Annotated in this window: 19 protein-coding genes; 16 read left to right on the top strand and 3 right to left on the bottom strand. The window is 33.9% G+C overall.

What is annotated here, in order from left to right:
• Window position 1: 1 nt before the first annotated feature.
• The 12 genes from FF52_RS10720 to FF52_RS10775 all read left to right on the top strand — a co-directional run bounded on the left by FF52_RS10720 (window position 2) and on the right by FF52_RS10775 (window position 15329).
• Entirely contained in the window at window positions 2-2272 is a 2271-nt protein-coding gene (locus tag FF52_RS10720; protein ID WP_008465351.1) for a patatin-like phospholipase family protein, read from the top strand.
• A 320-nt stretch (window positions 2273-2592) separates the two neighbouring features.
• Window positions 2593-3750: a homogentisate 1,2-dioxygenase gene (locus FF52_RS10725; protein ID WP_008465352.1), complete on the top strand. Its 1158-nt coding sequence runs from the start codon at window positions 2593-2595 to the stop codon at window positions 3748-3750.
• 227 nt (window positions 3751-3977) lie between these two features.
• Window positions 3978-5138 (top strand): 4-hydroxyphenylpyruvate dioxygenase, encoded by a 1161-nt coding sequence (hppD, locus tag FF52_RS10730; RefSeq protein ID WP_008465353.1) that lies wholly within the window; start codon window positions 3978-3980, stop codon window positions 5136-5138.
• 298 nt (window positions 5139-5436) lie between these two features.
• Window positions 5437-6207, top strand: a complete 771-nt coding sequence (locus FF52_RS10735) for a DUF3108 domain-containing protein (protein ID WP_008465354.1) — start codon at window positions 5437-5439, stop codon at window positions 6205-6207.
• Entirely contained in the window at window positions 6207-7148 is a 942-nt protein-coding gene (locus tag FF52_RS10740; protein WP_008465355.1) for a tryptophan 2,3-dioxygenase family protein, read from the top strand. The genes FF52_RS10735 and FF52_RS10740 overlap by 1 nt, the downstream gene beginning before the upstream one ends.
• Window positions 7149-7173: 25 nt before the next feature.
• Window positions 7174-8394 (top strand): peptidoglycan DD-metalloendopeptidase family protein, encoded by a 1221-nt coding sequence (locus FF52_RS10745; RefSeq protein WP_008465356.1) that lies wholly within the window; start codon window positions 7174-7176, stop codon window positions 8392-8394.
• A gap of 23 nt (window positions 8395-8417) precedes the next feature.
• Window positions 8418-9038: a hypothetical protein gene (locus FF52_RS10750; protein WP_008465357.1), complete on the top strand. Its 621-nt coding sequence runs from the start codon at window positions 8418-8420 to the stop codon at window positions 9036-9038.
• Window positions 9039-9073: 35 nt separating this feature from the next.
• Window positions 9074-9406 (top strand): hypothetical protein, encoded by a 333-nt coding sequence (locus FF52_RS10755; protein WP_008465358.1) that lies wholly within the window; start codon window positions 9074-9076, stop codon window positions 9404-9406.
• 111 nt (window positions 9407-9517) lie between these two features.
• On the top strand, window positions 9518-11161 hold the full coding sequence (gene pgi, locus FF52_RS10760) for a glucose-6-phosphate isomerase (protein WP_008465359.1): 1644 nt from the start codon (window positions 9518-9520) through the stop codon (window positions 11159-11161).
• Between the two features lie 320 nt (window positions 11162-11481).
• On the top strand, window positions 11482-14220 hold the full coding sequence (locus FF52_RS10765; RefSeq protein WP_008465361.1) for a TonB-dependent receptor: 2739 nt from the start codon (window positions 11482-11484) through the stop codon (window positions 14218-14220).
• A 106-nt stretch (window positions 14221-14326) separates the two neighbouring features.
• On the top strand, window positions 14327-14749 hold the full coding sequence (locus tag FF52_RS10770) for a hypothetical protein (protein WP_008465362.1): 423 nt from the start codon (window positions 14327-14329) through the stop codon (window positions 14747-14749).
• A 91-nt stretch (window positions 14750-14840) separates the two neighbouring features.
• Window positions 14841-15329: a septal ring lytic transglycosylase RlpA family protein gene (locus FF52_RS10775; RefSeq protein WP_008465365.1), complete on the top strand. Its 489-nt coding sequence runs from the start codon at window positions 14841-14843 to the stop codon at window positions 15327-15329.
• A 34-nt stretch (window positions 15330-15363) separates the two neighbouring features.
• Here FF52_RS10775 and FF52_RS10780 read toward each other — a convergent pair whose 3' ends face one another.
• A complete protein-coding gene (locus FF52_RS10780) occupies window positions 15364-15819 on the bottom strand; it encodes a DinB family protein (RefSeq protein WP_008465366.1) in 456 nt (151 codons plus the stop codon).
• A 78-nt stretch (window positions 15820-15897) separates the two neighbouring features.
• Here FF52_RS10780 and FF52_RS10785 point away from each other — a divergent pair, with 78 nt between their 5' ends.
• The 4 genes from FF52_RS10785 (at window position 15898) to nadD (ending at window position 18560) form a co-directional block, all read left to right on the top strand.
• Window positions 15898-16245, top strand: a complete 348-nt coding sequence (locus FF52_RS10785) for an arsenate reductase family protein (RefSeq protein ID WP_008465367.1) — start codon at window positions 15898-15900, stop codon at window positions 16243-16245.
• A gap of 104 nt (window positions 16246-16349) precedes the next feature.
• Window positions 16350-17210, top strand: a complete 861-nt coding sequence (locus tag FF52_RS10790) for a YicC/YloC family endoribonuclease (RefSeq protein ID WP_008465368.1) — start codon at window positions 16350-16352, stop codon at window positions 17208-17210.
• An 88-nt stretch (window positions 17211-17298) separates the two neighbouring features.
• Window positions 17299-17871: a guanylate kinase gene (gene gmk, locus FF52_RS10795; RefSeq protein ID WP_008465369.1), complete on the top strand. Its 573-nt coding sequence runs from the start codon at window positions 17299-17301 to the stop codon at window positions 17869-17871.
• Window positions 17872-17978: 107 nt separating this feature from the next.
• Entirely contained in the window at window positions 17979-18560 is a 582-nt protein-coding gene (gene nadD, locus FF52_RS10800; RefSeq protein ID WP_008465371.1) for a nicotinate (nicotinamide) nucleotide adenylyltransferase, read from the top strand.
• 49 nt (window positions 18561-18609) lie between these two features.
• Here the strand turns inward: nadD and FF52_RS10805 are convergent, their stop codons facing one another.
• On the bottom strand, window positions 18610-19206 hold the full coding sequence (locus tag FF52_RS10805) for a rhodanese-like domain-containing protein (protein WP_008465373.1): 597 nt from the start codon (window positions 19204-19206) through the stop codon (window positions 18610-18612).
• A gap of 49 nt (window positions 19207-19255) precedes the next feature.
• Window positions 19256-20725 carry a nicotinate phosphoribosyltransferase gene (locus tag FF52_RS10810; protein WP_008465376.1) on the bottom strand — a complete coding sequence of 490 codons (1470 nt, stop codon included), beginning with the start codon at window positions 20723-20725 and terminating at the stop codon, window positions 19256-19258.
• Window positions 20726-20736 lie beyond the last annotated feature (11 nt).

Here is a 20736-nt window from a genome sequence, read left to right on the forward strand (position 1 = left end):
TATGCGTTCATTCCAACTGTACATTTCAAAAAATTGGTTCAAAGGAGTTTCCTCGCGCGCATTCTCATTTGTTGTATTGCTGTTATTTTTGTTTTCGCAAGAAGCTTTTTCACAGGAAATTAAAAAAGACAGTGTTAAAAGACCCAAAATTGGCTTGGTTTTAAGCGGCGGCGGAGCCAAAGGTTTTGCTCATATCGGAGTTTTAAAAGTTTTGGAAGAAGCCGGAATCAAAATTGATTATATTGGCGGAACCAGTATGGGTTCTGTAATCGGCGGACTTTATGCTTCTGGTTACAACGCTTCACAGATTGATTCGATTTTTAAAAAAACCAATTTTGACGAATTAATTAACGATTACATTCCACGTTCATCCAAAAACTTTTATGGCAAAAAGAATGACGAATTATATGCCGTTGTTTTGCCATTTAGTAATTTCAGAATCGGCATTCCTGAAGCTCTTTCAAAAGGAATGTACAATTATAATTTATTGAGTAGTCTAACTAGAAACGTACGCCACGTTCGTGATTTCAACAAACTGCCTACTCCCTTTCTATGTATAGGAACTAATATTGAAACAGGCGAAGAAGTTTTATTAAACAAAGGAAATCTTGTTCAGGCTATGATGGCAAGCGCTGCTTTTCCTTCTTTATTTACTCCAGTAGAAATTGACGGAAATCTTCTTGTTGATGGCGGTGTTGTAAACAATTACCCTATACAAGAAGTTCGCAATCTTGGTGCAGATATTATTATTGGTGTCGACGTTCAGGACGATTTGCTGAAAAGAAAAAACCTGAAAAATGCCACGAGAATTTTGGTTCAGATTACCAATCTGCAATCCATCGAAAAAATGAAAAGTAAGGTAAAAGACACCGATGTTTACATCAAACCTGATATTCGCGATTTTGGTGTTATTTCATTTGACCGAGGAGAAGAAATTATCAGAAAAGGAGAAGAAGCGGCTTTTGCGGTTTATGAAAAACTCAAAACATTGACAGACGAAAACAACTTTTATAAAAAACCAAAATTAAAAGTTGCAACAGATACGCTTCATATTCAAGACATAAATACTGATAAATTAGAAAATTATACCAAAGAATATATTCGCGGCAAACTTCGTTTCAAGCCAGGAAGCACTATAACTTACGACGGTCTTAAAGCTGGAATTAACAACTTAAATGCTACACAAAACTTTAGCACAATCTCCTATTGCCTTCAGCCAAATGGCGACAAAGACAATTTGGATTTGGTTTTAAGAGAAAATCCAACTCAGACGTATCTAAAACTTGGACTTCATTATGATGGACTTTACAAAAGTGCTGTTTTATTAAATCTTACTCATAAAAAGACTTTCTTAAAAAATGATGTTACTTCTCTGGATATCATTCTTGGTGATAATTTCAGATATGATTTTAACTATTATGTCGAAAATGGCTTTAACATCAGTTTTGGTTTCCGTTCTAGATTGAATCAATTTAACCGAAATGTAACTACCAGTTTAAGTGGCGTTCTGAAAGAAACACCAAATGTCAATCTCATTAATGTTGACTTTATGGACATAAGCAATCAGGCTTATTTTCAGACTATTTTTGTGCAGAAATTTTTAATGGGCGGTGGTTTAGAATATAAATATCTAAAAATCAATTCGCCTACGCTTGCCAATGAAGATAACATAATTGAGAAAAGCAATTATTTTAGCGCTTTTGCTTATTTAAAATACGATTCGTTAGATGAAAAATATTACCCAAGCTCTGGATTATATTTTTCGACAGATGTGCAGACCTATATGGCATCATCGGATTATACCAAACAATTTAAACCTTTTTCCATTGCAAAAGCCGAGGTTTCAATTGTGAGACCGTTATTCAGAAAAGCAACCATAAAATTCGGAGCCGATGCTGGATTTAATATTGGTAGCGACAGTGTTCCGTTTTTTGATTTTATTTTGGGAGGGTATGGCTACAACAAAATAAATAACTTCAATTATTTCTACGGATATGATTTTCTAAGTATTGCCGGCAATAGTTACATTAAATCTGATATCAATATTGATTATGAAATCTTCAAAAAAAACCATATCAATGTATCAGCTAATTTTGCCAACTTAGGAGATGATATTTTCTCTTCTGTTGATTGGGTTTCTATGCCAAAATATACGGGATACGCAATTGGTTATGGTTTAGAAACCATAATTGGACCAATTGAAGTAAAACAATCTTGGTCTCCAGAAATGTCAAAAAGCTTTACGTGGTTTAGTATCGGTTTTCAATTTTAGTACTATAATCGAGAATACTTCAATAAATTCTGCCTATTTTTTTACATCATAAAATTTAAATCAAAAAAATTAAGTTATTTTATAGTTATAAATAATATAATTTTTATTTTTACTCCGAAAAAATTACGACATTTGTTATAATGAAAACAAATTGGACAGGTTTATTAGAGTATCTTCAATTCCTCATCAAGAGAAATCCTGAGTAATGGCTCTATCGAATTGAAATAATCAGTCAATATCAAAAATTGAACTGGTTGTTTATCTCTGCAATTCAAATTTTCGAATTATCTAATTTTACTAATTATCTAATTGAAAAAGCCATGCCACTATATCATAAACTTGGGGATTTTCCTCAAAAGCGACACACCCAATTCGAAAAGCCAAATGGAGGTTTTTATTACGAACAATTGTTTGGAACCGAAGGTTTTCATGGACATTCGTCGCTATCATATCACGTACACAGACCAACACAGGTTAAAGAAATTTTAAACTCTTATTCGGTTGAACCTAAAATTGCAATCGGAAAAAATATAAAATCACTTCTTTTTAAAGGTTTTGAATTGAAACCTGAGAATGATTTTCTAGACAGCCGAAAAGCTATGTTGGTCAATAAAGACTGCATCATAGGTTTGGCTGCGCCAAAAGAATCACTTCGAAATTATTTCTACAAAAATGCCGACGCTGATGAAATGCTTTTCATCCACAGAGGGAAAGGAAAATTAAGAACCATGTTAGGAAATATTCCGTTTGAATATGGTGATTATTTAATTATTCCACGCGGCATTATTTATCAAATCGAATTCGAAACAGAAGATAACCGATTATTTTACGTAGAATCTTATTCTCCTTTTTATACTCCCAAACGTTATAAAAACCAATCTGGCCAGCATTTAGAACATTCTCCATTTTGCGAGCGTGATTTTATTCTGCCAAGCGAATTGGAAACACATGACGAAAAAGGTGATTTTTTAATTAAAATCAAAAAAGAAGGAATGATTCACGAAGTGGTTTATGCCACACATCCGTTTGACGTTGTAGGCTGGGACGGCTACAATTTCCCATACGGATTTTCAATTCACAATTTCGAGCCTATAACGGGACGTGTTCACCAACCGCCACCAGTACATCAAACTTTTGAAACAGCAGCTTTCGTTGTTTGTTCATTCTGCCCTAGACTTTACGATTATCACCCAAAAGCGATTCCAGCACCATACAATCATAGCAATATAGATTCTGACGAAGTCCTATATTATGTTGATGGTGATTTTATGAGCCGTAATAATATTGAGCAAGGTCATATCACTTTACACCCAAAAGGAATTCCACACGGTCCAGCGCCTGGCGCAATGGAACGCAGTATTGGTCACAAAGAAACTCAAGAATTAGCCGTTATGGTGGATACTTTCCGTCCGTTAATGGTTACTGAAGAAGCTATGGGATTAGATGACGGGAAATATTACAAATCTTGGACGGAGTAACTAATCGAGTTTAACCGCAAAGTTCGCAAAGGATTTTTCGCAAAGTTCACAAAGATTCTAAGTAAGTTTTACCAAACCAAGTTCGCAAAGCTTTGCGTTCTTAGCGATTTTATAAAATCTAAATCAAAAAAATCTTTGCGCTCTTTGCGGTAAAAAAAATCAAACACAACAGTAACACTTCGGTTTTCGATCAATTAAACGATTAACCGATTAAACAAATAAACAAAATGAGCAAAGAAGTAAAATCAGTAGAATACGGATTAGAGAAAATATTTGAAGGAGCGCAAGATTTCCTTCCATTATTAGGAACAGATTATGTAGAGTTTTATGTAGGGAATGCAAAACAAGCGGCACATTATTATAAATCTGCATTTGGATACCAGTCATTGGCTTACGCCGGATTAGAAACTGGAGTAAGAGACAGAGCATCTTATGTTTTAAAACAAGACAAAATCAGAATTGTTTTAACAACGCCATTAACAGCGGATTCTCCAATTAACGAACATTTGAAAAAACATGGTGACGGAGTAAAAGTTGCTGCCCTTTGGGTTGAAGATGCAACAAAATCTTACGAAGAAACTATGAAACGTGGTGCTCGCTCTTTCATGGAACCAACAGTAGAAGAAGATGAATTTGGTCAAGTGGTACGTTCTGGAATTTACACTTACGGAGAAACCGTTCACATTTTCGTTGAAAGAAAAAATTACAACGGAGTTTTCCTTCCTGGTTATAGAGAATGGAAATCTGACTTTAATCCAGAACCAACAGGATTAAAATACATCGACCACATGGTGGGAAATGTAGGTTGGAATGAAATGAATACTTGGGTAAAATTCTACGAAGAAGTTATGGGATTTGTGAATTTCTTATCTTTTGACGACAAACAAATCACCACAGAATATTCTGCATTGATGAGTAAAGTTATGTCAAACGGAAATGGGAGAATTAAATTCCCAATCAACGAACCAGCAGAAGGAAAGAAAAAATCTCAAATTGAAGAGTATTTAGATTTCTACGGTGGACCTGGAATTCAGCACATTGCCATTGCTACAGACGATATCATCAAAACAGTATCACAACTGAGAGCACGCGGCGTTGAGTTTTTATCGGCCCCTCCTCATACTTATTATGAAGCAATCCCAGAAAGATTAGGTGTTCATATGGATATGATGAAAGAAGATTTAAATGAAATCGAAAAATTGGCGATCATGGTTGATGCCGATGAAGATGGTTACTTATTACAGATTTTTACCAAGCCAGTTCAAGACAGACCTACACTTTTCTTCGAAATTATCCAGAGAATGGGTGCAAAAGGATTTGGTGCAGGTAACTTTAAAGCTCTGTTTGAGTCAATTGAGAGAGAACAAGAATTGAGAGGAACTTTGTAAAAACGCATTTTTTTTGCATTTAAACGCGGATTTCTCTAAAAAACGATGCTTTTTTTGCAAATGTTATGTTAAACTTGACTTTGGCTATTTGAAATCTGAACTTTCTATCTATCTTTGCACTCGCAAATCAGGAAGGGGTGGTTTCCTTCCGAATTGATATAAATTTCATAATTTATAGTTTTTTGGTTAGTTAATAGCATAAAAACTCAGTCATCTTTGACTGAGTTTTTTTGTTTTGGTACATTTGGAATAGAATTTGCATTTGTCTACCTTTATAATAAAACGTAAAGAATGTACTATGAAAAAGCTCATCCTCACTATATTATCACTAACAATACTGTCTTTCGCGCCTCAAAAAGAAGACGCTTTCGATACTGGAGAATATTTTAAATTTAGAATACATTATGGAATTGTAAATGCTGGATACGCCACTCTTGAAGTTAAAGATGCCACAATCAATAATAAAAAGGTATACCACTCTGTTGGAAAAGGTTACACAACTGGAATGTCAAAATTTTTCTTCAAAGTAGAAGATTTGTATGAAAGTTATTTTGACAAAGAAACAGGAAAACCATACCGATATGTTAGAAAAATTGATGAAGGGGGTTACACCAAAAATCAAGAAGGTTTTTTCAATCAAAATGAAAATAGAGTTTTAGTAAAAGACTATAAGCGTAAATCTGAAAAAACAATCGTTGTTACAGAAAGCGTTCAAGATATTGTTTCTGCATTTTATTACCTGAGAAACCATCCCAACATTGACAAACTTAAATCAGGCGAATCCATTACAATCGACATGTTTTTTGATGATGAAATCACAAAATTTAAGTTAAAATATATAGGTCGTCAAGATATTACGACTAAATTTGGAACCGTTTCTACAATGGTCTTCAAACCGTCAGTACAGACTGGAAGAGTATTTAAAGAAAAAGAGAGCTTAACACTCTGGATAACAGACGACGTAAACAAAGTTCCGATTAGAATTAAAGCAGATTTGGCCGTAGGATCTCTTAAAGCCGATCTCGATGAATATAAAGGACTGAAAAGTCCACTTAAAGCAAAAAAATAATGAACCCTACAGATCATTCTGAAGCAATTTTAAAAGAAATTGACCTTAAATTTCAAGCCATAAATCAAAAAACTGATGTTCAGTTAGAAGGATTGCTTTGGGCCAAACCAATTACTTATTGGGATTACATTCAAACAGACGCTCTATTAAATTTACAAATACAACGCACCACACTTCCTGACGAAATGGTTTTTATCATGTACCATCAGGTAAATGAATTAATTTTTAAAATGATATTGTGGGAAATTGATCAGATTGCCGAAACGGAAAACATTCAGGTTGATTTTTTCAGCGAAAGATTATCAAGAATTACAAGATACTTTGATATGCTTACCAATTCGTTCAGCATTATGGAAAACGGAATGGAAGTAGATCAATACATGAAATTTAGAAACACGCTCACTCCTGCAAGCGGATTCCAAAGTGCACAATACAGAATGATCGAATTTGCTTCGACAGACGTTATCAATTTGACAGACCGCAGATACAAAGCAAACTTTGATGAAAATACCGATTTGGAAACCAGCTTTGAACACCTTTATTGGCAAGCAGCCGGAAAAGATTATCACACTGGCGAAAAATCATATTTGTTGAATGAATTTGAAAAGAAATACAAAGAACAGTTTTTGAGACAAATGGCTTCTTTCAAAACAAAAAACCTTTGGCAAAAATTCATCCAATTACCAATTGAAGATCAGCAAAATCCAGAACTAATTGCAGCGATGCGCCATTACGACAAAACGGTAAACATTACTTGGGTAATGCAGCATCTTAACACTGCAAGAAAATACATCTTAGAAAGCGGAAAAGGCAATGGAGAAGCTACAGGCGGAAGCGACTGGCAAAAATATATGCACCCAAAATACCAAAGACGCATCTTTTTTCCTAAATTGTGGACCGAAGAAGAATTGTCCAATTGGGGAAATGAAACCGAAGTTTAATTTCACCACAAAAAATTTATAAAGTTTGAAAAAAGCAGTCGTAATTTTAATTGTCTTGTTTTCTATTTTTTCATGTAAAAAAGAAGAAGAAAAAGTAGAAGCAAAAATTACTAAACCAGCAACCAAAAAAATAGAATTCGGTTTTAATTACGCAGACTTTAATGTTGTTAATGACACTATTTCAAAAGGAGATTCTTTTGGCTCAATTATGCAAAGCCAAAACATTGGAGACAAAAAAGTAAATGAAATTGTAGAACAGGTAAAAGATTCTTTCAATGTCAGAAACATTCGTTACGGAAAACCTTTCACTTTACTTCGTTCTAAAAACAAAACCAATAATCTTCAAGTTTTTATTTATCAGCCAGATGCCTTAAGTTATTATGTTGTCGATTTACGAGATAGCATTGCAAAAGCATATAAAAAAACAAAACCAGTTACTTTAAAACGAAAAATGATTGGTGGCGTTTTAAAAAGCTCTCTTTCTGAAACTTTAGGAAATGAAAGTGTTGAAACCGCTTTGGCTAGCAGAATTACAAAAGTATTTTCTTGGTCTATTGACTTCTTCAAACTAAAAAAAGGCGATCGCTACGGATTAATTTTCACAGAGCGATTCATTAACGGAAAAACCTATGATGGCGTTGAAGATCTTGAAGCTGCATTTTTTGAATATAAAGGAAAAATAATTTATGCTTTTCCTTTTGAAAGAGATACTACTTCTGGAAAGATTGAATATTATGACGATGAGGGAAAAACACTTAAAAACTTCTTCCTAAAAACGCCAATTAAATTCAGCCGGATCACTTCAAGATTCACCATGAACAGATACCATCCTGTACAGCATACTTGGAAAGCACATAAAGGAACCGATTATGCAGCTCCAACTGGAACGCCAATTTCAACCACCGCATCAGGAGTTGTAGAAGCTACCGGATATACTGCAGGAAACGGAAACTTTGTAAAAGTAAAACATAATGGAACCTACTCTACTCAATATTTACATATGTCTAAAATCCTAGTTCGTCGCGGACAACGCGTTACGCAAGGACAGACAATTGGTTTAGTTGGAAGTACAGGTTTAGCTTCTGGTCCACACGTTTGCTATCGTTTCTGGAAAAATGGCGTACAAGTAGATGCGCTTCGATTGAATCTTCCAACAGGAGAATCTTTGACTGGGAATGACAGAACTCGCTTTATGACACAGATTGAGCCTCTAAAAAGAGAATTGGACAGTATTGGTAATTTGTAAATAATCTTTTTGAATCGAAAATCATGAAAAATGAACGCCTCAAAACCATGTATCATGAAACTTTTTCTGGTTTAAAATTATTTTACAGAGATACAAATCTTCCTGAAAATTTAATTTTAAATTATAAAGTCGGGCAGATCATCCAAGAAAAAGGTTTTACTGATATGAGTTCGATTGGTGGAGGAATTTCAGGAAATCTGAGATATTTGATTGCCAGTGCGCATGCCAAAGATTTGTCAAAATTTAATCCTGATTCGGCAAAAATTGGACATTATCTTTTAGACTCGATTGCTTATTTCAAAGTGTTGGACATTCAGAAAATCGGTGATAAAACACAAATTTTTCTTCTGAATATTCCAGACAATTCGATTTCACTTTTCAAAAATTCATCTTCAAACTTAGAAGAAGAAATTATCGAAAAAGCTCAAAAACGCTTTCGCGAAAAAATTGATCTTGACTTAATTCCAGAATTACAAACTGAGAACTGGAAAGAAAGAATCAAATTTCCGCTTGGAATGGATGAAAACGGTCAATTATTTTTTGATGATTCTAAAATTAAAACAGAAACTCCAAAAAGAATTGATGTCGATGTAACAAAAAAAGTTATTGAAATCAATAAAAAACCTTGGTGGCGCTTTTGGTAAAAGTATTTCACCAAAGCATTTCTTAAACCTTATTCATGCAAAACTCCTCTCTAATACTTTTATCTCTATTCGCTATTGGGTGTTCCAATCCAAAGGTTTTTGTTTTAAATGAAAAAGAAGAAAGCAGATATTTTGTTCAGAGACTAGTTAGCACATCCTTCGAAAAAGATTTAATTGGAGAATCGCCTTTGGTTGTAATTAACGGAACTTCATTTAAATACAACAAAAAACAAAACACTATCTTATTGCCACTAAAAAAGCTCGATATTATCACTTTAGACTTCTTAAACAAAAACAGCAGTCGTATCATTTACAATGAAAAAGAAAATGATGGCACGATAATCATAACTTCAAATATTCAAAAGTAAACTCATAAAACGTTTTCGTAACTTATTGTTATATAATCGCAAACCGCTCCCCTTTTAAAAGTTATTTCAGTATTTTTGTGTTTCAGAAAACAAACTCAATTATAGATAAAAATGGCTTTAAACACAACAAACCCAACTGGGACTGAAGCGTGGAAAAATCTACAGAACCACTATAACGCAATTCACGAAACCACAATACAAGAATTGTTTCAACAAGATAGTGCACGTGCTGAAAAATTCAACTTGCAATGGAATGATTTTTTAGTAGATTACTCAAAAAATAATATTAGTCAGGAAACGGTTTCTCTTTTATTAGAATTAGCAAACTCAATCGGATTGAAAGATGCAATTGCACAATATTTTGGCGGAGAATTAATCAACCAAACCGAAAACCGTGCAGTTTTACACACAGCATTACGTGCTCCAGAATCGGCCGTTATTAAAGTTGACAGAGAAAATGTAATTCCTGAAGTATTTGAAGTAAAAAATAAAATCAAAAACTTTACACAAGAAGTAATTTCTGGACAAAGAAAAGGATATACTGGAAAAACTTTTACAGATGTTGTAAATATCGGAATTGGTGGTTCTGACCTTGGTCCTGTTATGGCTGTTGAAGCTTTACAGTTTTACAAAAATCACTTAAACACTCATTTCGTTTCGAATGTTGACGGTGACCACGTAAACGAAATCATCAAAAAACTAAATCCAGAAACAACACTTTTTGTAATTGTTTCTAAAACTTTTACTACTCAAGAAACACTTTCAAATTCTGAGACAATTAAAGAATGGTTTTTAAAATCGGCTTCTCAAGAAGATATCGCTAAACATTTCGTAGCAGTTTCTACAAACATTCAAAAAGTAACAGAATTCGGAATTAATCCAAGTAACGTTTTCCCAATGTGGGACTGGGTTGGAGGAAGATTTTCTCTTTGGAGCGCTGTTGGTTTGAGCATTGCATTGGCAGTTGGTTTTGACAATTACAATGACTTACTGAAAGGAGCTAATGAAATGGATGAGCATTTCAAATCAGCAGAATTTGATGAAAACATTCCAGTTATTTTAGCTTTGTTAAGTGTTTGGTACAATAATTTTTATGGTGCCGAAAGCGAAGCTTTGATTCCGTACACGCAATATTTATCAAAATTAGCTCCGTATTTACAGCAAGCTTTTATGGAAAGTAACGGAAAAAGTGTTGGCCGTGACGGAAAACCTGTTAATTACCAAACAGGAACGATTATCTGGGGAGAACCAGGAACAAATTCCCAACACGCTTTCTTCCAATTAATTCACCAAGGAACAAAAAGAATCCCAACAGACTTCATCGGATTCGTAAAACCACTTTACGAAAACGAAGATCATCATAATAAATTAATGTCTAACTTTTTTGCTCAGACCGAAGCTTTAATGAACGGAAAAACAGAAGCACAAGTTCAGGCAGAATTTGACAAGCAAGGATTAGAAGCTGAAAAAGCTTCTTATTTATTGCCTTTTAAAGTTTTCACCGGAAACAAACCAACGAATACTATTTTGATTCAAAAACTTACACCAAAAAGTTTAGGTTCTTTAATTGCATTATATGAACATAAAATTTTTGTTCAAGGAGTTCTTTGGAACATTTTCAGTTTTGACCAATGGGGAGTTGAGTTAGGTAAACAATTGGCAAATTCTATCTTAGACGAGATCAATTCTAAGACCGTTAAGAATCACGATAGTTCAACTTCATTTTTGTTAAATCATTTCTTAAAAAATAAATAGAATACTTTTTTTAATATTCTCTAACTTTTGAAACGTCCTAATTTTTAGTAAAATTAGGACGTTTTTTACATAAAAGACCGACAAAAAGCAGAATTATCCGCCAATTTGCCTATTCACACTTACAGCACTACTAGAATAATTACATTTTTAACAAAAAAGCTACACATAAATTCAAGAAAACAATATTTTTTTTAATGAAAAAAGAAAAATTCATTTTAATACGCAGCACAAAAGACAAAACTGTTTTTTCTTAACATTTCGATAACATTATCTGAGTTATTTGTTATAATTTTGCCAAAAACAATAAACTCAATAACAAAATGAAGAAAATGAAAAATTGGTTACTGACTGGACTATTTTTTATGATAGTTTCGACCGTATTTTCTCAAGGAAAAGTTACTGGTAAAATTACCGACGGAACAGGCGGGTTACCAGGAGCAAATGTAGTGATCAAAGGATCTACTATAGCAACTTCAACAGATTTTGATGGTAAATTTACACTTACATCACCATCAAGTACAGGAGAGATTGTAATCTCTTTTTTAGGTTATGACAACCAAACTGTAAAATTTACAGTAGCAAATGGTGCAACTACAAACTTAGGAACTATCACTTTAGCTTCAAATTCTAACGAATTGAGCGAGATCGTAGTTAAAAGTAGCACAGTAGATATTGCAAAAGACAGAAAAACTCCTGTTGCAGTATCAACAATTAAAGCTTCTGAAATACAGGCAAAATTAGGAAACCAAGAACTTCCTGAAATGTTAAAAAGCACTCCATCTGTTTACGTAACTAAATCTGGTGGTGGATTTGGAGATTCTAGAATCACAATTCGTGGATTTAGCCAAAACAACGTTGCGGTAATGGTTAACGGTATGCCAGTTAACGACATGGAAAATGGTGCTGTTTACTGGAGTAACTGGGCAGGTTTATCTGATGTTACTTCTTTCATTCAAGTACAAAGAGGTTTAGGTTCTTCTAAATTAGCTATTGCTTCTGTTGGAGGTACTATGAACTACGTAACTAAAGCTTCAGATTTAAAACAAGGTGGTACAGTTGGTACTTCTTTTGGTAACGATAATTTCTTCAAATCTAACGTTGCTTACAACACAGGAAAATTAGATAGCGGATTCTCTGCTTCTGTATTATACAGCCACACTCAAGGTGATGGATATGTAGATGGAACTCAATTTAACGGAGATAACTACTATGTGGCTCTTGGTTATACTACAAAAAATAACAAACACGATTTCCAATTTACAGTTACTGGTGCTCCACAATGGCACGATCAAAGATCTACATTCATCACTATAGCACAGTATCAACAATATGGTTCAGTATCTGATCCAAACATTAGATATAACTCTGATTGGGGATACAAAGATGGTCAGGCTTTCAACATGGTAAGAAACTACTACCACAAACCTGTTACTTCATTAAACTATGATTTCCAAATTAATGAAACATCTAAATTATCTGCTGTTGCTTACGCTTCTTTCGGACGTGGAGGAGGATCTAGAGGAACTGGATTTATTAAAGGATTAAATTATGCTAACGCTGCATTTAGAACAGCAGATGGTTTAGTTGATTATGACAAAATCGTAGCTTATAATTCAGGTGAAACGGTAATGATCAATGGAGCTGCTTCTACTCGTACAACAACAGGTACGACTGGTCAATACCAAAATACTTCACTTACTGGAAACAATACTACAAATGGTATTTCTCAAATTTCATCTGTTAACTCTCACAACTGGTATGGAGCAATTGTTAACTTCAACAAAAAATTCACAGAAAATTTAACTTGGGATTTAGGAGTTGATGTAAGAGGATACAAAGGTCTTCACTACCAAAACGTAAACAACCTTCTAGGAGCAGATGCATTCGCTGACAATTTTGATGTGAACAACCCAAATAGAGTTTTATACGGTACATATTCTACATACCCAGCTTGGAATGTATTCAAAAGCACTGACAAAGAAGAAAAAATCAACTTCAACAATGACGGTGACGTAAGATGGTACGGAGGATTTACTCAATTAGAGTATACTTCTGATAAATTTACTGCATTCGTTCAAGGTGCACTTTCTCAACAAGGATTCAAAAGAGTTGACTATTTCAAATATGCAGCTGGAACTCCATTAGCAAGTACAGATTACGAAAACATCTTAGGTGGTAACGTAAAAGGTGGTGTTAACTACAACATCAACGAGCACCATAATGTTTTTGTTAACTCAGGATACTACTCAAAACAACCATTCTTTAATGCAGTTTACCCAAACAACAGTTCAATTGTAGCTGGTAACTTAACAAACGAAAAAATCTTTGCTGTTGAAGCTGGATATGGTTTACGTACAAGTAAATTTACTGCAAATGTTAACTTATACAGAACTTCTTGGAAAGACAGATACCAAAGATCTAATGATGGTGCTGCTGATAATCCAGGTGGTTACTTTGATTTCGCTGGAATTACAGAAATCCACTCAGGTATTGAGATTGATGGTACTGCTAAAGTTCTTGACAAACTTACTATTACAGGTATGCTATCTCTTGGAGATTGGAAATATGAAGGAACAAGTACAAGTAACCGTTACGATTCAGCTAACAATCAAATTGGAACTGGTTCAACATTATTCCTTGACGGTGTAAGAGTTGGTGATGCTGCTCAAACAACTGCTGCTTTAGGAGCAACTTATGAAATCTTACCTCGTTTTACTGTAGATGCAAACTACAACTATGTTGACAAATTGTATGCTGCTATCTCTCCAGGAAACTTTACTAAAGAAGATAACAGAGGTGCATTACAATTACCATCTTACGGTACTGCTGATGCTGGTTTATCATACAAATTGTTAGTAGGTAGAAACAAAAGCAACTCTGTAGGTTTCAGATTAAACGTAAACAACGTTTTTGATTACACTTACATTGCTGAAGCAAAAACAAATATTTTTGCTGCTGATGTTCCTACGGTTCCAACATACAAAGGTATTGCTACTACAAACCAAGTATACTTTGGTTTTGGTAGAACTTGGAACTTCGCACTACGTTACGATTTCTAAAATTTAGAATCTAAATAAATAATGAAAACGGCATTGACTTTTAAGTTTAATGCCGTTTTTTTATAGCCTTTTTTGTTATATTTGTTTTGAACAAAAAACACAGTTTATGTATAATTTTCTACAAAAATTCCACTCTGGCTGGGCATACTTAGCATTACTTCTTTTAGTTGTTGCAGTGGTTAATGCCATCATTGGAGTAACTTCAAAAAAAGAGTTTACAGCTAAAGATCGTAAAATCGCTTTATTTGCTTTAATTGGAACACACACTCAATTATTGATTGGTTTAATCTTATATTTTGTCTCTCCTCTTGGAAAAGACGCTTTCGGACAAATGTCTAATGCAGAATTAAGATTAACTTCATTAGAGCACCCTCTAATTAACATTATTGCTATCATCCTAATTACTATCGGATGGTCTAAACATAAAAAATTAGTTAATAGCGAAGCTAAATTTAAAACCTTTGCTATTTTTTATACATTAGGATTATTGCTTATTTTAAGCAGAATTCCGTGGAACCTTTGGTTCTAAAAAATACCAAATAAAAGCCCTTTATCAGGGCTTTTTTTATCTCGGCATATTATTTGTACAAACTCCCCCCAAGTCTGAAAAAGAATAACCCATGAGAAATAAAAAGAACATTTTATTCGCCACAATCGCTTTAACCTTAATTAGCGGCTTTACGTATGTCATAAGCCAAACCAAACCTACAACAGAACCTAAAATCATTCAAGATACTGTTAAAAATGTAAAACCAGCTATTATTCCGTTGCCGGATTCTGTTTTTACTGACAAAGGTTTAAAACTGAGACCATACAAGAAAAACGCTCATGCCTCCTACTATGCAGATCGTTTTAACGGAAAAAGAACCGCTAATGGAAGTAGATTCAACAACAACAGTTATACTGCAGCTCACAAAAAACTTCCTTTTGGAACAAGAGTTAAAGTAACCAATGAAGCCAATGGCAAATTCGTTATTGTAAAAATTACAGATCGCGGACCTTTTGTAAAAACCCGCGAAATTGATCTGTCTAAAAGAGCTTTTATGGATATTACAAAAAATAAAGGTGCCGGAGCAATGAAGGTTACCATCGAAACCATAATCGAATAAAAAAAATATCCCGCTTAAAGCGGGATATTTTTTTTTAAACTAATTTTCTTAGCGCCATTACAACTCCAGTATGAAGTCCTTCATGATAATTATTAAAATCTAAAGCACCTTGAATATGACGAAGTGTAAATCCCATACTTGTAGTGTATTCATGATAATCAACAAATAAACCGCTTTCAAAATCATTCTTCGTTTTTTCTAATGTTGTTGAAAGCAAAATTCTGATCTCATCAACCTCAGCTTGAGAAACATCTCCTTCTGGTTTGGTTCCTTTTCTGTATTTATTAATGAACTCTTCAGAAACCATTGTTGGAAGACCAGATAATTTATAAACCAAAAGCTGCTGTGAAGAAACGCAATGGCCAATATTCCAAATAATATTATTGGTGAAACCATCTGGAATTTTATTTAATTGCTCCAATGAATGACTATCTAAGATTTTCAAAAGAACTTCTCTTATTGTTTTTTGTACATCAAAAACTGAACTCATAATTTTATTTTTTTTCTAAAATTAGTCATTTTTAAGTTTCAAATGGATTTTCTTTGCATTCTAACAAATCATAAAAAAATGAACAAAATATATTATTTATCGTCTTGTGATACCTGCAGAAAAATCATCAAAAGTTTACCTGAAAACAATTTAGTTTTTCAAGATATTAAACAAGATCCAATTACTGAAGAACAATTGGAAGAAATGCACAAACTTTCTGGAAGCTACGAAGCGTTATTTAGCAGAAAAGCACAGTTATACAAATCAATGGGACTTAAAGACCAAGCTTTAACTGAAGCCGATTTCAAAAAATACATTTTGGAACATTACACTTTCTTAAGCCGCCCCGTTTTTATTATTAATGGCAAAATATACATTGGCAACAGCCAAAAAAATGTAGCCGAAGTGATAAATGCTTTGAGCTAAAAAGCTATTTTCTTTTCTGTTAAACTGAAAACTGCGACTGAACACTAATTTCCAACCAAATAGAGCAAACTTTTATTTATCTTTGCGCCTTTATACTCAATTATATGATACAATCTATGACAGGGTTTGGCAAAGCTTCTTTGCAATTGCCTACAAAAAAAATTACCGTTGAAGTAAAATCCCTAAACAGTAAAGGTTTAGATTTGAATGTAAGAATGCCATCGGTTTACCGCGAATTGGAACTTGGTTTACGAACTCTCATTTCAACCAAACTGGAAAGAGGTAAAATTGATTTTGCAATTTATGTAGAAAGCACTGCTGAGCAGACTTCAACCAAAGTAAATGTACCTGTTGTAAAAAATTATATCGCACAATTAAAAGAAGTAAATCCCGATGCTGACGAAACTGAATTAATGAAAATGGCTGTTCGTATGCCAGATACATTAAAAACAGAACGCGAAGAAATTGATGAAAATGATTGGGAGCAAATTCAGGTAATTATTGACGAAGCACTTCAAAACATCTTAAATTTCAGAAAAGATGAAGGAGAAGCACTTGAAAAAGAATTCAATTTCCGAATTGGAAACATTCGCCAATATATGAATGATACATTGGCACTTGATCCAGAGCGTATACAAGCTATAAAAGATCGTTTGCAAACTGCAATTTCAGAATTGCAAGTTAATGTTGATGAAAATCGTTTTGAGCAGGAATTAATCTATTATTTAGAAAAATTAGATATTACAGAAGAGAAAGTACGTTTAGGAAATCATTTAGATTACTTTTTGGAAACTTTAAATGGTTCTGAAGCCAACGGAAGAAAACTTGGTTTTATCACTCAGGAAATGGGTCGTGAAATCAATACCATGGGTTCTAAATCGAATCATGCTCAAATGCAGAAATTGGTCGTGATGATGAAAGATGAATTAGAGAAAATCAAGGAGCAAGTATTGAATGTTCTGTAAAACCCATAAGCTTAAGCTATAAGCAATAAGCTAAAAACAAAATCAATTAAAGCCTAAGGCCTTCTGCCTAAAGCTTAAAGCATACACAATGAACAAAGGAAAATTAATTGTTTTTTCGGCACCCTCAGGCTCAGGAAAAACAACTATCGTAAAACATTTATTAGGACAAGAAGATTTAAATCTTGAATTTTCGATTTCGGCAGCATCGCGTGCACCACGCGGTGAAGAAGTACACGGAAAGGATTATTATTTCATTTCGCTAGAAGAATTCAAAAAGCACATTAAAGCTGAGGATTTCTTAGAATGGGAAGAAGTTTACCGCGACAACTTCTATGGCACTTTAAAATCGGAGATTGAAAGAATCTGGGCTTTGGGAAAAAATGTCATTTTTGACATTGACGTGGTTGGCGGTCTTCGCATTAAACATAAATTCCCAGAAGAAACTTTAGCTGTTTTTGTTAAACCTCCAAGTGTTGACGAATTAAAACGCCGATTAAAACAACGTTCTACAGAAAGTGAAGACAAAATTAATATGCGTATTGCAAAAGCTTCGGTTGAATTGGCAACTGCTCCTCAATTTGATACCATTATTAAAAACTACGATTTAGATACTGCTAAAGAAGAAGCATATCAATTAGTGAAAGAGTTCGTAAATAAGTAATTTTATTACGCAAAGATTCACAAGGACAAACACGGAGATTCGCAAAAGGTTTTTAAACTTTGCGAATCTTTGTGCTATCTTAGCGACTCTATGCGAAACTATACAAAATGAAAATAGGTCTTTACTTCGGAACATATAACCCTATACATGTTGGTCATTTGATCATTGCTAATCATATGGCTGAGTTTGCCGATTTAGATCAGATCTGGATGGTTGTTACGCCACATAATCCGTTAAAAAAGAAAGCGACTTTATTAGACGATCAGCAACGACTTCAAATGGTTTATCTGGCAACAGAAGATTATCCGAAAATAAAACCATCGGATATTGAATTTAAATTGCCTCAGCCAAGCTATACGGTGATTACACTCGCTCATTTACAAGAGAAATATCCAAATCATGAATTTTCTTTAATTATGGGCGAAGACAATTTGAAAACGCTTCACAAATGGAGAAATTATGAAGTGATTCTTGAAAATCATGATATCTATGTATATCCAAGAATTTCTGATGAACCTGAAAATGTCGAATTAAAATCGCATCCCAAAATTCATGTAATTGATGCCCCAATTGTAGAAATTTCTTCTACTTTTATCAGAAACAGCATTAAAGAAGGTAAAAATATTCAGCCGTTATTACCTCCAAAGGTTTGGGAATATATCGATCATAATAATTTTTATAAGAAGTAAAAAAAGCCTGAACTTATATTCAGGCTTTCATTTTATTCAGCGGTTAGAGTTATTTCACTTCAGTTCCCTCAAACTTTACTCTAGGATCATTTACATTTACCAATTCGTCTAGTTCATAAATATTCTTATAACCGTATCCGTAAAGATTGATATGCGTCGGAATGTTTAGCGCCAACATAACTGGTTTTCTATTGGATAATATTTGTGTTTCTAGAGAAGCGGCAGGTTTAGCCATTTTAGAAGCAAAATCTATCGGATCTCCATTAAAATTATTATTGCAGTAAATCAATATTTTTGTATTGGTATCAGGAATTAACTTTAAAAGATTCTCCTGTGTGAAATCGGTAAAATCTAGATGAATGGCTCCTTTAAGATGCTTTCTGTTAAAACGGAAATCAGAACGTGTGTCTAAGATAACCGTATTCTCGCCTTTTGCCATTTCCAAAAAAACATCTAAACTAACCAAACGTTCAGCACGGTTCTTTTCTAAATCTAGAACAAGATTTTTAAAATCATCATAATCGACCAATGCTTTAGGATAATTCTCTTTGTTTGCCATTTTTTTTGATTTATTTGATACCTGCGAAATAACATTATTGGTTATAAAACAGCATCCGACTAAAGCAATAAGTGTTGTGATTTTCATAGTTTATTCTTTTAAGATGTTTTGATCTGTTTTTATAACTCAATTTATGTTACGCATCAATCATTATATCCGCACTTACTCTTGCTCTAATTTCACTTAGCGATTGATCAACCAAAAGTTTTCCATCTCTAAAAACTTCTTTCAATTCACCCTGTTTTTCTTCTTCCCAAGAAACATTATCAGTTAAGTGATACTTTCCGTCGATTAAATCAATTTTCATCAATCCTTTGGCAGATTTTTTCGTTCCGTCATCTGTAATCGGATCTTTGAAGATTGCTCTTCCCTCTCCGTTTACTTCTCCGTAAGTTGCTTTCATCGCAAATCCGAAAGTATCTCTAGTGTTGTATTGATAAGTGAAAGATCCAATTCCAAGAACAACATTTGTAGAAGCAAATCCTTTTTCTTTCAATCTTTCGCAGATTTGAGTGGCTCTTGCTACGGTAATACTGTCTCCGTAAATCGCTCCGATTTGTGGAACCAATTCTTTGAATCCTTTAGCATTTGTTGTACCGCCAAAAACATCCCAAAGCAATTCGATAACTCCTTTTTTCTCCTGTTCTGTTTTTCCGTTTGGATTTCCGCAGATAATATCAACTGGATCACCGCTATCAGGACGAATTACAACTTTACCTTCTCTTGAAACAATATCTTCTCTCAATCTTGGCAAATAATCGGTTAAAACTTTCCATAAATCCCAAGTATCAGAAACAATAGAAACAATTCCTTTTGGATATACTTCTGTAATTAATCTTTTGAAAGTTTCATACTCGCCTTCTGTCGTTCCCATACACATTACAGAATGCTCTGTCGCAGCTACTGAACCCGCAACCAACTCCTGATCTGAATTGGCATTGTAATATTCTTCCAAGAAATCAATCGCTGGAATAGTATCAGAACCTGTGAAGCTCAACAAGTGTCCAGATGCAGAAGTTAAAGCCGCTTCAATTCCGCCCATTCCTCTCATTGAGAAATCGTGTGCCTGCCAGTCTACAAATTCTGGAACAGATGAAGTTTGGTCTGCATATTTATCTAAAACTTTTCTATACTCTTTTGCAATTGTAGCAGAGTTACAAGGAAGCCAGATCACTGCAGAAAGCAAAGTTTCGAAATAATTGGTCAGCCAGAAAAATTCTGGAATTGTATTATACATCGTAAACATTGGCACTCTCAACGGCACGCTTGCTCCTTCTGGCAAAGCTTTAAAGACCATCGGAATATATCCCAAATCGTGTAAATCTTCGATATGTTTAGTTCCAACTTGATTTTCACCTAAATAATTATTGATTCTACGAGCGTATTTAGCCACAACTTCTTCTTTTGATTTTTTAAAGAAATACTCTTCAAAATCATGAATAATATATTTTTTGATGAAATACTGCAATCCGAAAAATACAACCTCATCCAGTCCTTCAATTCTTGATTTACGAGGCGTCCAGTTAGAGTATACTAATGTTGTTCCGTCTGGGTATTGTCTTCTGTGGTCAACTTTGTAACCATCGGTTAATAATAGTGGGTTCATATATTTTCTAT

It is taken from the genome of Flavobacterium sp. F52, from assembly GCF_000278705.1.
In the GTDB taxonomy this organism is placed as follows: Bacteria; Bacteroidota; Bacteroidia; order Flavobacteriales; family Flavobacteriaceae; genus Flavobacterium; species Flavobacterium anhuiense.

What these genes read in the sequence shown, in the direction of transcription:
- FF52_RS10720 (WP_008465351.1), top strand. Translation starts at nt 2, where the DNA reads ATGCGTTCATTCCAACTGTACATTTCAAAAAATTGGTTCAAAGGAGTT.
- FF52_RS10780 (WP_008465366.1), bottom strand. Translation starts at nt 15,819, where the DNA reads ATGAGTTCAGTTTTTGATGTACAAAAAACAATAAGAGAAGTTCTTTTG.
- FF52_RS10775 (WP_008465365.1), top strand. Translation starts at nt 14,841, where the DNA reads ATGAGAAATAAAAAGAACATTTTATTCGCCACAATCGCTTTAACCTTA.
- hppD (WP_008465353.1), top strand. Translation starts at nt 3,978, where the DNA reads ATGAGCAAAGAAGTAAAATCAGTAGAATACGGATTAGAGAAAATATTT.
- pgi (WP_008465359.1), top strand. Translation starts at nt 9,518, where the DNA reads ATGGCTTTAAACACAACAAACCCAACTGGGACTGAAGCGTGGAAAAAT.
- FF52_RS10750 (WP_008465357.1), top strand. Translation starts at nt 8,418, where the DNA reads ATGAAAAATGAACGCCTCAAAACCATGTATCATGAAACTTTTTCTGGT.
- FF52_RS10735 (WP_008465354.1), top strand. Translation starts at nt 5,437, where the DNA reads ATGAAAAAGCTCATCCTCACTATATTATCACTAACAATACTGTCTTTC.
- FF52_RS10740 (WP_008465355.1), top strand. Translation starts at nt 6,207, where the DNA reads ATGAACCCTACAGATCATTCTGAAGCAATTTTAAAAGAAATTGACCTT.
- FF52_RS10805 (WP_008465373.1), bottom strand. Translation starts at nt 19,206, where the DNA reads ATGAAAATCACAACACTTATTGCTTTAGTCGGATGCTGTTTTATAACC.
- FF52_RS10765 (WP_008465361.1), top strand. Translation starts at nt 11,482, where the DNA reads ATGAAGAAAATGAAAAATTGGTTACTGACTGGACTATTTTTTATGATA.
- FF52_RS10810 (WP_008465376.1), bottom strand. Translation starts at nt 20,725, where the DNA reads ATGAACCCACTATTATTAACCGATGGTTACAAAGTTGACCACAGAAGA.
- FF52_RS10785 (WP_008465367.1), top strand. Translation starts at nt 15,898, where the DNA reads ATGAACAAAATATATTATTTATCGTCTTGTGATACCTGCAGAAAAATC.
- FF52_RS10725 (WP_008465352.1), top strand. Translation starts at nt 2,593, where the DNA reads ATGCCACTATATCATAAACTTGGGGATTTTCCTCAAAAGCGACACACC.
- FF52_RS10770 (WP_008465362.1), top strand. Translation starts at nt 14,327, where the DNA reads ATGTATAATTTTCTACAAAAATTCCACTCTGGCTGGGCATACTTAGCA.
- FF52_RS10755 (WP_008465358.1), top strand. Translation starts at nt 9,074, where the DNA reads ATGCAAAACTCCTCTCTAATACTTTTATCTCTATTCGCTATTGGGTGT.
- nadD (WP_008465371.1), top strand. Translation starts at nt 17,979, where the DNA reads ATGAAAATAGGTCTTTACTTCGGAACATATAACCCTATACATGTTGGT.
- FF52_RS10790 (WP_008465368.1), top strand. Translation starts at nt 16,350, where the DNA reads ATGATACAATCTATGACAGGGTTTGGCAAAGCTTCTTTGCAATTGCCT.
- gmk (WP_008465369.1), top strand. Translation starts at nt 17,299, where the DNA reads ATGAACAAAGGAAAATTAATTGTTTTTTCGGCACCCTCAGGCTCAGGA.